This is a genomic window from Corynebacterium sp. MSK150 (genome assembly GCF_030229215.1).
Lineage (GTDB): Bacteria > Actinomycetota > Actinomycetes > Mycobacteriales > Mycobacteriaceae > Corynebacterium.
The window spans coordinates 1-272 of the sequence record NZ_JASPHM010000050.1; the positions used below are offsets into that span (position 1 = coordinate 1).

1 protein-coding gene is annotated in these 272 nt (G+C 56.2%); it reads right to left on the minus strand.

The features are described from left to right. The coding region (locus QP941_RS11585; protein WP_284869010.1) for an IS3 family transposase at positions 1-272 on the minus strand (272 nt) is incomplete at both ends.

Sequence of the window (272 nt, forward strand, 5' to 3'; positions counted from 1 at the left end):
GGTGACAGGTAGACCTTGCGGCCTGCGACCCTGAACTCGGTGACGTCGCTAACAAAGACGGTATTTGGCTTATCTGGGGTGAACTTGCGGTCAAGCGTGTTGTCGGCAATGTGGCTGATCGTCCCGTTATAAGAAACATATGGCCTGCGCCGGCGGACCTTGGCTCGAAGCCCCATTTCGCTCATGAGTTTGTAGACGAGCTTGTGGTTGACCACCCACCCCTGGTTGCGCAGGTCAAGTAGCACTCGTCGGTAGCCGTAGCGATGCTTGTT